At 40.0% G+C, this 11094-nt stretch carries 5 protein-coding genes; 2 read left to right on the top strand and 3 right to left on the bottom strand.

All coding sequences use genetic code 11. The features are described 5' to 3' along the window. From ACST15_RS05285 to ACST15_RS05275, 3 genes are all read right to left on the bottom strand, one after another. Positions 1–4761 (bottom strand): beta strand repeat-containing protein (locus ACST15_RS05285; RefSeq protein WP_459453642.1); only part of this gene is annotated, 4761 nt, incomplete at its 3' end. A 179-nt stretch (positions 4762–4940) separates the two neighbouring features. Continuing rightward, positions 4941–6146: a helix-turn-helix domain-containing protein gene (locus ACST15_RS05280; RefSeq protein WP_459453641.1), complete on the bottom strand. Its 1206-nt coding sequence runs from the start codon at positions 6144–6146 to the stop codon at positions 4941–4943. Between the two features lie 552 nt (positions 6147–6698). Then, positions 6699–8075: a 3-oxoacid CoA-transferase gene (locus tag ACST15_RS05275; protein ID WP_459453640.1), complete on the bottom strand. Its 1377-nt coding sequence runs from the start codon at positions 8073–8075 to the stop codon at positions 6699–6701. Positions 8076–8396: 321 nt separating this feature from the next. On the opposite strand from ACST15_RS05275, the gene eat reads away from it, so the two are divergent. Together eat and ACST15_RS05265 are read left to right on the top strand one after the other, a co-directional pair. Next, positions 8397–9722: an ethanolamine permease gene (eat, locus tag ACST15_RS05270; protein ID WP_459453639.1), complete on the top strand. Its 1326-nt coding sequence runs from the start codon at positions 8397–8399 to the stop codon at positions 9720–9722. A gap of 15 nt (positions 9723–9737) precedes the next feature. Next, positions 9738–11093 carry a glutamine synthetase family protein gene (locus ACST15_RS05265; RefSeq protein WP_459453638.1) on the top strand — a complete coding sequence of 452 codons (1356 nt, stop codon included), beginning with the start codon at positions 9738–9740 and terminating at the stop codon, positions 11091–11093. The last annotated feature ends 1 nt before the right edge of the window (position 11094 follow it).

Genomic DNA, 11094 nt, shown 5'->3' with positions numbered 1-11094 from the left:
AGTGGACGTCACTGTCACATTTGTAGTGGCAGCACTAAAGGTTGTTACCGTATTCCCAAAAGCATCTTGTGCCGTTAAGGTATTCGTTCCTGTAAAGTTGCTTCCATTAATTTGTGGACTAGCCAAACTTACTGCCAATTTATTAAAGGCAGCTGCGCTGACCGTCACATTCAAAGTTCCACCCGTATTCGAATTGATTGCTCCTTCTGTCGCATTCACCGTAGCCGATTCCGCTCGATATAAAATCATCGAACCTGTAGCCACACCCGCTGTAAAGGTCAAGCTCGTCGCCGTACCAAAGTTCGTGCCCGCTACTGTTGGCGTTGTCGAAGGATTAATTGAAGCTAAGGCTCCAGAGAATGTTACACTTTTCGCCCCTGTGTACGTCGTAGCTGTATTACCACTCGCATCTTGTGCCGTTATAGTCACCGTTTGAGCTACTCCTGCTACCTGTGTGCCTGAACCAGTTACTACAAATTTAGTTGCAGCACCTGGACTTACCGTCACACTAGAACTAGTCACCGCAGTTCCTGTGGCTGGAGTGAATGTAAAGGTTCCTGCTCCTGAGGTTCCCGTATAGGTGATTCCATCGGTGGTTAAATTTGCTACTCCACTTGTAAAGTCTCCAGCTTGATTCAATACATTGGTTCCTCCAGATCCTAAACCTGTCACCGTTCCTCCTAGGGAATTAGTCACCGTTACATTGTTTGTCGAGGCATTGAATCCAGTAGCGGTATTACCATAGGCATCTTGCGCCGTTAAGGTATTCGTTCCTGTAAAGGCTGTGCCATTAATCTGAGGACTAGCTAAGCTTACTGCCAGTTTCGTCATCGTCGATGGATTCACAGTCACTGTCAAACGATCTGCTCCTGCTGCTGAAATCGAACCATCGGTCACTGCTACTAATGCTGTTTCAGCACGGTACAATTTCATGTTCGTTGTTACGCTTCCCGAGGCAAAAGTCAATGCTGTCGTTGATCCAAAAGCTATATCGGCTGCGGAACTATTCGTTACCTTAGCTGTGGTAACTGGTGCAGTTGAACTGTTTGCTCCTGAGAATGTTAAATTCTTGGAGCCAGTATATGTTGTTACGGTATTACCACTCGCATCTTTAGCTGTAATCGTTATCGAATTGGTTGCTCCAGCTGTTTGGCTTGCTGTTCCTGTTACCACTAATCTCGTTGCTGCTCCTGGACTTACCGTCACACTAGAACTAGTCACCGCAGTTCCTGTGGCTGGAGTGAATGTAAAGGTTCCTGCTCCCGAGGTTCCAGTATAAATCATTCCATCACTGGTTAAATTTGCTACTCCACTTGTAAAGTCTCCAGCTTGATTCAATACATTGGTTCCTCCAGATCCTAAACCTGTCACCGTTCCTCCTAAGGAATTAGTCACCGTTACATTGTTTGTCGAGGCATTAAATCCAGTCGCGGTATTACCATAAGCATCTAGTGCCGTTAAGGTATTCGTTCCTGTAAAGGCTGTGCCATTAATCTGCGGACTAGCTAAGCTTACCGCTAATCTGGTCATCGTTGATGAACCAACTGTCACATTCAATGTTCCGCCTGTGTTCGAGTTAATGGCTCCATCACTCGCATTTATTGTAGCTGATTCTGCTTTATATACAGTCAAAACAACATTAATGGCTGCACCCGTGGTGAAAGTTATGACTGTACCTGTACCAAAATTTATTAATGCCGAGTTCTTATCTGTAATGGTTGGATTGGTCACAGGATTCGGGGAGGCAGTGGCCCCTGAAAAAGTTAGAGTTTTATCTCCTGTGTAGGTTGTGGCCACATTTCCACTAGCATCAAGGGCGAAAATATTGATAAATTGACTATTTCCTGCTGTTTGAGTACCTGTACCAGTGATACTAAATTTAGTTGCGGCACCGGCATTGACCGTGATACTTGAACTAGTTGCAGCTGTACCACTCGTTGGAGTAAAGGTAAATGTTCCTGATCCTGATGTTCCTGTATATTTTAATCCTAAACTGGTTAAGTTAGCCACCCCGCTGACAAAATCACCCGCCTGATTCAATATATGATTAAGTCCTGATCCTAAGCCACTTACTGTTCCTGTCAAGCTCGTTGTTACCGTAACATTGTTGGTGGCAGCACTAAATGTTGTTACCGTATTTCCATAAGCATCTTGAGCTGTCAAGGTATTCGTCCCGGTAAAGGCGGTGCCGTTGATTTGTGGACTAGCCAAACTTACTGCCAATTTATTAAAGGCAGCTGCACTAACGGTAACACTTAAATTATCACCTCCAGTAGAACTAATAGATCCATCTGTGACAGAAATCGTAGCAGATTCAGCTCTAAATAAGGACATAGGAACAGAAGATGCAACTCCATTCGTAAATGTTATGAGGGTGCTTGAACCAAAATTAATTGCCACCGCATTTTTATTGGTTACAGTTGGATTAGTAGCAGGGCTGATGGATGCATTGGCACCTGAAAAAGTTAAGGTTTTGTCTCCTGTATAGGATGTGGCAATGTTACCACTGGCATCATAAGCGGTCAAAGTTATATTCTGACTATTTCCTGCGGTTTGAGTGCCTGTTCCAGTAATGACTAGTTTAGTAGCTGCCCCAGGATTTACCACAATGGAACTGCTGGTTATGGCTGTACCAGTTGCTGGAGTGAAAGTAAAGGTCCCCGTACCGCTGGTTCCCGTATAAGTCATTCCATCACTTGTCAAATTAGCTACACCACTGGTGAAATCTCCCGCCTGATTCAATACATTGTTAGCACCTGTACCTAAACCACTTACCGTTCCTCCCAGAGAATTAGTCACTGTCACGTTATTAGTAGCAGCATTAAATGAAGTTACCGTATTACCGTAAGCATCCTCAGCAGTTAAAGTATTGGTTCCTGTAAATGCCGAGCCATTGGTTTGGGGAGTTGCTAAATTAGTAGATAACTTAGTCATGGTGGATGGACTAACCACGACGGATAAATTATCCCCACCCGATGAGGATATCGTACCATCTGTTACCGAAATAGATGCTGTCTCTGCATCGTATAATTTCATAATTGCTGTTGCTACACCGGCAGAAAATGTTTCTGCAGTGGTTGCACCAAAATTAATATCAGCAGCGGAACTGTTCTGTACGGTAGGATTGGTAACAGGATTGGGTGAACTTGCGGCCCCTGAAAATGTTAAATTTTTTGCCCCGGTGTAAGCAGTGGCCGTATTACCATAAGTATCTTGAGCCGTAAGGGTGATGGTTTGACTTCCCCCCGCCGTTTGAGTGCCATTACCTGTTATTGCTAATTTTGTGGCCGTACCTGGAGTTACTGTTAATGTTGCTGTTTCTATCACATAATAATTACCTGTGCTTTTCAATTCAACATTAAATACAGTAGAACCTACTTTAGTATCGGAAACAGTAATAGTAGCAGTGCCAGTTCCTCCTGAATTTGCCGTTGTAACAGGATTTGTACCTGTTAATACTGCAGTACCACTTGTAGAACTAAAAGTAGCTATAATTCCATTGACAAAAGTATTTGATGTATTTTTAGAACGTGCGGTAAGTGTTGTTGTTACTCCTGCTATCCTAGAAGTATTCGTTAAGGCCAAAGTAGATTGAGTACCAATGGCAGCAGAAAAAGTTTGAACCGTAGTTCCTTCACTACCATTCGCTAAGGTGTAGGCTGTACTAGCTGTCAAGGTGGTCGTAGAATTGGGTAATTCCAATAAATAACCAGCAGTACCAGCACCACCTGTCAAAAAGCCTAAAACGGTGTTAGCTGGTGTAGCGGCTGTCATTTGAAAATTGACAGTACCTGCTATGGACGTACCGCCATCCCAAAAGACGGCAGTAATTGATCCAGCTCCTCCTGCGGTTGCGTTCCATGCATTAGCAATCACCGCTGTTTCTAAACGCAATGGAGTATTGGTTGATTTTGCAGCACCTGTTGTCCAAGTTGTACCTCCGCCAGAAGCTGTCGTAGCTGGCCAAGCCTCCAACAAATAAACACCAGAATCTTCTACATAAATATCTTTTCCATCTACCTTGATTTTATTATGGTCATTTCGAACCAAAACAGTTTCGACGTACCTTTCGGTTACGCCTAATTTCAATAATCGTGTAGCAAACAAATCCCCCTCATCACCCGGAGAATCCTCCAAACCATTCAAATAATCATCCATGGCATGGCCATATTCTTGCAATAGCAAAGAAATCATTTGAGAGTCTGTTGCTTCTGGATATACAAAATTCCCCTGGCCTTCTGAATATTCTTTATTCATGTATATCCTCGGACGACCATCTGGACCGATGGAACTATAACTTGCCATGGCTCCGTGCATATTTTCCCATTTCACAAAATGGATAGGCACAAATAAGCCATTGCCTAGTACGAGATTTCGTAAAGAAACCGCCCTTTCGTCAAAAGATGCATCCATTTGCTTACGCTTACCCGGGAAAAACTTAAATAATTGATCGCGATAATCCGCCTTGGAAAAAAAAGATCTTAAATGAAAATCAACCCCATTTTTAGCCTTTAATACCCTTTTTTTAGCAAAAGTCAGATCTAAACTATCTTCCGATTGCGACACAAATACATCTTGTGAATAGGGTATTACTGCGGCTTGAGCATAAGAAGGAGCTAAAGGAGAATAGCTACGTTGGGCAAAAGAATCAAAACTTAGGTTAAATAAATATAGGCCCAAAAAAGCCATATAGGCAGATTTGCCAATTATTGATTTTCGAATAGAACTAAATAAAAGAATACTAGTGATTCTTTGAAGCATAAATTAACTAATAGAACACAAATACATTAGATTAAGACTTTCCTATATTCTTTGGTCTAATGAAATTGGGTATAGGCTTATTGAATAAAACACAAATTAAAAGGAACAAAATAACAATCGAAAGTTACTAAAAATATGCCAATGACGTACATAAAAACTATAGCAACTTGTTCTCAATTTTAAATTCCGTTCTTCATATCCTTTAAATACTCGGATGGCGTTTTACCCGTATTGTATTTAAATGCTTTCACAAAATTAGATCTAGATAAAAAGCCAGAAGAATGCGCTAAGGCCTCTAAGGTGTTCTGCTGGGCTTTTCCTGATTGAATTAAGGTAATAATATGCTTAACACGTAACTCATTTTTCCAATCATTAAAACTTACTCCTAAATGATTATTGAAATAATAAGACAATTGATAATAAGGTATTTTGGTATCCTCAGAAATCATAGACAATGAAAAGCGGCTCCTTAAATATGGCTCATCTGCACAGTATTTAGCTATTTGATGGCCAATTTCTTCCAAACGAAAATAAGGAACTTCATAAGACGTAGAAACGGCTGCACGTTTCACTGGAGGTGCAAAAGTTGAAAGCACTAAATCACCTTGACTACGGGAAGTACTATGTTTCTTTTTCTTGTATTGAGGACTAAATAATACGTAAGGGATAAATAGGATGGATAAATTTTGCAAAGAATAAACCCAATACTTTACATCATAACAAACCTTCATTACCGTAGGACTCAACAAACTATGATTTGAATTTTTAAGCTCTAAATTGTTTAAAAAAACCAAAAATGCAGCTGTATTGAGCAGAATGTATAAAAAGATGATAAGCGCAATCCAAAGTATACTGACTTTGTGCGTAACAAAATAGTTTTTAATTCGACAACGTTTAATCAAATAAAAACCTGTGTAAATAAAGTATCCTATAGTGAATACAGGACGAGACATGGACTGAATAAAAGTAGGTATTATCAGATACGGAGCATCATACAAAGCTTCTGAATTCTCTACAATTTTGTGAGCCAAAAGTAGCTTTTCATCAAAAGAAGAGAATAAATGAGGCAAAATGTTGATGAAAAATAATACCGCGGGAATAACATGCAACCAGTCTTTTTGCACCATTCTTTCTCTTCCTATTATGACCTTGACAAAAAGGAAGAAAACAGGCCCCATTAGGAAATACAAGGGACTAAAATTGATGGCAAACAAGGAAATCATGAACTCAGAACGAGGCGTGCTGGTAACGTCATGAACAATACCAAAAACACTTGTCAAGAAGTAAAAAATAGCTAGAAGGATTTTGGCATAAGCTCTACCCTCGCGGTATATGTAGAGCAGTAACGCAACGACCAGTCCTAGAAAAGAAAGATTTAGTATCATGAGAAATTATAGAACACGGAATGATGTAAAAATTTAGAACACGGGAGCAAACATCATTTAAGAAGATGCTTCACAAAAATAGATTAAAAAAATTTAAAATCAAGAACTTTAATTCTATTTTTTGTTCTTAATTTCAAATTAGATACTATTTAATTGAACAAAACAATTATTATATATAATTATTTCAATCATATTTAAAATTAATAAAAATCTTGATTGAAATTAATTTAAACTTAAGTTTACAAGATTTGGCTAAATTGAACAAAAAAATTAGCCTAAATGAAGGCAAAAAAATACTCGATCACTGCTAAAAATCAGGATTAAAACAAATCAAATCTCAATCTTGATTCTATTTTTTTATAAAGATTACGACCAATTTCAAGGCGACGAGAATCGCTTATTTGAAAAACACTGAAGCATTGGTCGCAAATACTAAAATCTCAGACTTCACAGAATTCAACATTTTTATAAAAAAATACACTCTTTAATTTAAAATTTAAATAATTAAACATTTTTCTAATTAAATATTTAAATAAATAAAAAATAATGCAATTAATTTATTGACATTTCTTTTATTTCACCTCGAATAATTAATTCTGCCGCCGTAGCAGCTTTAATTTTTTCAATACTTACACCTGGTGCACGCTCTACCAACAAAAAACCTCCTTCAGGTAGAATATCAATCACAGCAAGGTCGGTAACTACTCGGCGGACACATGATTTACCTGTTAAGGGCAAATCACATGTTTTCAACAATTTAGATTTACCATCTTTATTCTGATGAAGCATGGCAACAATAATATTAGGCGCAGAGGCCACCAAATCCATAGCACCGCCCATACCTTTAACTTGCTTACCCGGAATTTTCCAATTAGCTAAATCGCCATTTTCCGAAACTTCCATCCCTCCTAGTATCGTAACATCAATATGAGCCCCCCGAATCATGGCAAAACTATCTACCGAGCTAAATAAGGAAGCCCCTGGTATCATGGATATCGTTTGCTTACCTGCATTGATTACTTCGGGATCAACTAAATCCTCCGGAGGAAAGGGCCCAATACCCAATAAACCATTCTCAGATTGTAATATGACTCGCATACCTGCAGGAATATGATTGGCCACCATGGTAGGAATTCCAATCCCCAAATTCACATAGTCGCCATCCTTAATTTCCAAAGCTAAACGCTTAGCAATAATTTCCTTTTGAGCATCATAAACCGCAATTTGTGCCAGGTCTTTGTCGGTGGTCCGATGCTCAATCCTTTTCTGATAATCCTTTCCTTGAAAAATCCGATTCACATAAATACCAGGCAAATGAACTTCATCTGGATCAAGAGCTCCCAAAGGAAGCAATTCCTCTACTTCGGCTATGGTAATTTTACCAGCTTGAGCCATCATAGGATTAAAATTTCGGGAAGTACCATGGAAAACCAAATTCCCTTCCAAATCGCCTTTCCAAGCTTTTACTAAAGCAAAATCAGCGGAAAGTGCTTCTTCTAAAAGGTATTCTTTCCCTTGAAACACTCGAATCTCTTTACCCTCAGCCACCTCCGTACCTACTCCAGCAGGAGTAAAAAATGCAGGAATACCAGCTCCAGCTGCTCGTATACGCTCAGCTAATGTCCCCTGTGGAACTAATTTGACTTCCAATTCCCCCGATAAAAGTTGCTCTTCAAACAGCTCATTTTCCCCAATAAAAGAGGAAATCATGCATTTAATTTGTTTGTTTTTCAATAATATCCCTAAACCAAAATCGTCTACCCCAGCCTCATTGGATATACAAGTCAAATCCTTCACCCCTTTCCTACTCAATTCCGCTATCGAATTTTCAGGTATTCCAGCCAGACCGAATCCTCCCAACATCACCTTTGCCCCAGACGAAACATCAAATAATGCCGTTTGGGCATCTTTAAACACTTTAGTATTCATACTGTCTATTTTCAAGCTACAATACTAAAGAAATTAGCTTATGATAAAAATGAAAAACAACCGATAGGGACCCCTTCAAGGAAGACATTGATCAGGTTTTTAGGGCTTTTTTTTCTTCACGCCGCAACGCTGTCAAGGTTTGAAACCTTGACAGCGTTAAACGGTTCCTGCGTGAAACGATTCTCCATTCACATATATTGTCCAACAAATTGATATTAAAATCGGTGTAATTTGGTCGCTAGCCTCATTTTGACATTTTGAGCTTTGGACATATTTATCTAATTTAAAGTCTTATTAGCTATTGCCTCTAAAACCTATCAAATGATGCCAGAAAAGGAACCTGGATTAAAAAGAACCTTAAGCCCACTCATGTTGTGGGGTCTTGGTGTCGGATATGTCATATCAGGCATGTATTTTGGCTGGAATCTTGGACTAGAAAAAGGAGGAACCTTAGGTCTTGGTTTAGCCACCCTCCTTATTATCCTTCTATATACCACATTTACTTTTTCCTATACCGAATTAGCCTGTGCCATACCCAAGGCAGGAGGTGGTTTTGATTATGCAGGCAGAGCCTTAGGACCTACTTGGGGCTTTATCGCGGGTATGGCCCAAACCATTGAATTCATCTTTGCTCCACCGGCCATTGCCTTTGCGATAGGTGCGTATTTTAATTTGTTTTTCCCTCAAATCCCTATACTCAGTATTGCGATAGCCTCCTATTTTCTGTTTACCGCACTCAATGCCTATGGCGTAAAAGCAGCCGCCATCTTCGAATTAACTATCACCATTCTGGCTGTCGGAGAATTATTGCTTTTTGCAGGTATCACCTTACCCGCATTTGAATTAAAACACCTTCAAAGCAATCCGCTACCCCATGGCTGGTCAGGATTTTTTGCTGCCATTCCCTTTGCCATCTGGTTCTTTTTGGGCATTGAGGGGGTCGCCAATGTGGCTGAAGAGGCGATAAATCCTCAAAAAACCATTCTGATAGGATTCGGTTCAGCTATTTTGACCTTAGTGGTCCTGTGCATGCTCACTTTTTTCAGTTCCATTGGAGTTAACGGTTGGGAATCCATTGTCTACCAAGCCGACGGCTCTTTATCGGATTCACCGCTACCATTAGCCTTAAAACAGGTAGTAGGCGATAGCAACCTCTTGTACCATTTATTAATTTCCGTCGGTCTTTTTGGCCTGATTGCCTCATTTAATGGCATTATTCTAGCTGCGGGTCGATCTACCTATGAATTAGGCAAAGTACATGCTGCACCTCCTTTTTTAGGACGAGTTCATCGTAAATTCCAAACCCCAGCCAATGCTTTATTCATCAATATGACCTTAGGGATTTTAGCTTTATTAACGGGCAAAACGGCTGAAATCATCACCATTTCTGTTTTTGGAGCACTAACACTTTATGCCGTATCCATGGTATCTATTTTAGTGCTCAGAAAAAAGGAACCCCATTTAGAAAGACCTTTTAAAACTCCTTTTTTCCCTTATTTCCCTTGGATTGCCTTGATTATCTCAGCCGTATCCATGCTATCCATGATGTATTATAATCCTACTCAGGCGGCCATCTATTTTTTGATTTTACTAAGCAGCAGTATCATATATCGATTTTTTGGACCTAAATTGACCCATAAACCCTAATTTTCAACGTAGAAAATGACCTCTACCGAACTAAAAAACTATTTATCTGCCCACCCGACCTCGAAGGTAAAAATTGCTTTCACGGATATCGATGGGATTTTGCGTGGCAAATACATTTCCACCGAAAAATTCTTGTCTATTTTGGAAAAAGGCACCACCTTTTGTGATGTCGTTTTTGGATGGGATGCCGCCGATGTTTTGTACAGTGATGGCAAAAAAACCGGTTGGCATAGCGGTTTTCCTGATACACCGGCCCAACTAGATTTGAGTACATTTCGACAAATTCCCTGGGAGAATAATCTTCCTTTTGTACTGGGAGATTTCTTAGAGCAAGATGGAAGTCCATCCTCTGTTTGTCCAAGGCAATTACTGAAAAAAATCATATCTGAGGCAAAAGCCTTAGATTTTAATCCCATTTTTGCTCAAGAATTTGAATGGTTCAATTTCGCTGAAACCCCAGATTCGGCCCAGGATAAGCAATATAAAAACCTAAAGCCCCTAAGTCCTGGGATGTTTGGTTACTCCGTACTTAGAACCACCCTGAATAATCCGTTTTTCAACGATTTATTCGAACAACTAAAAGCTTTCAACGTTCCAATTGAAGGATTACATACCGAAACTGGGCCAGGCACCTATGAAGCGGCTATTGCTCATTCAGGTGCTTTGGAGGCAGCGGATAGAGCGGTCCTTTTCAAAACGGCTGTAAAGGAAATTGCCTATAAACATCAAATCATGGCCACTTTCATGGCAAAAATTGATGAAAACCTGCCAGGCTGCGGTGGACACGTACATCAAAGTCTTTGGGATGCCGATGGCTCAACCAACTTATTTTACGATGCCCAAGATCCTTACCATTTAAGCCAAACTGCAAAACATTATTTAGCGGGTATTTTACAATGCCTACCACATATATTACCCATGTTTGCCCCAACCATTAACAGTTATAAAAGACTGGTGGAGGGCGCTTGGGCTCCAACCACCTTGACTTGGGGACTGGATAACCGTACCGTTGCTTTACGAGTATTAAGCGCTGGAGCTAGTTCTGCTCGTATAGAGACTCGTGTTATAGGTGCGGATGTAAATCCATATTTAGCCATTTCTGCCTGTTTGGGAGCTGGTTTATATGGCATAAAACATAAACTTGCGCTTCAAGATCCTACCACAGGAAATGGATATTTAGATTATTCTCATGGTAGTATTCCCCATACCTTGATCGATGCTACCCGAAATATGCAACAATCAAGTATTGCCAAAGAGATTTTTGGCGAAGAATTTGTTTCCCACTTCACCATGACAAGAACTTGGGAATGGCAACAGCACTTAAAATCTGTGACCGACTGGGAATACAAACGTTATTTTGAAATCATTTAAT

It is taken from the genome of Aquirufa sp. Wall-65K1, from assembly GCF_054558475.1.
Note: the sequence above shows the minus strand (reverse complement) of the source record. Positions and strands in the feature narration are given on the sequence as shown.

Coding starts and splice junctions, on each gene's coding strand:
- ACST15_RS05280 (WP_459453641.1), bottom strand. CDS start 6,146: ATGATACTAAATCTTTCTTTTCTAGGACTGGTCGTTGCGTTACTGCTC.
- ACST15_RS05275 (WP_459453640.1), bottom strand. CDS start 8,075: ATGAATACTAAAGTGTTTAAAGATGCCCAAACGGCATTATTTGATGTT.
- eat (WP_459453639.1), top strand. CDS start 8,397: ATGATGCCAGAAAAGGAACCTGGATTAAAAAGAACCTTAAGCCCACTC.
- ACST15_RS05265 (WP_459453638.1), top strand. CDS start 9,738: ATGACCTCTACCGAACTAAAAAACTATTTATCTGCCCACCCGACCTCG.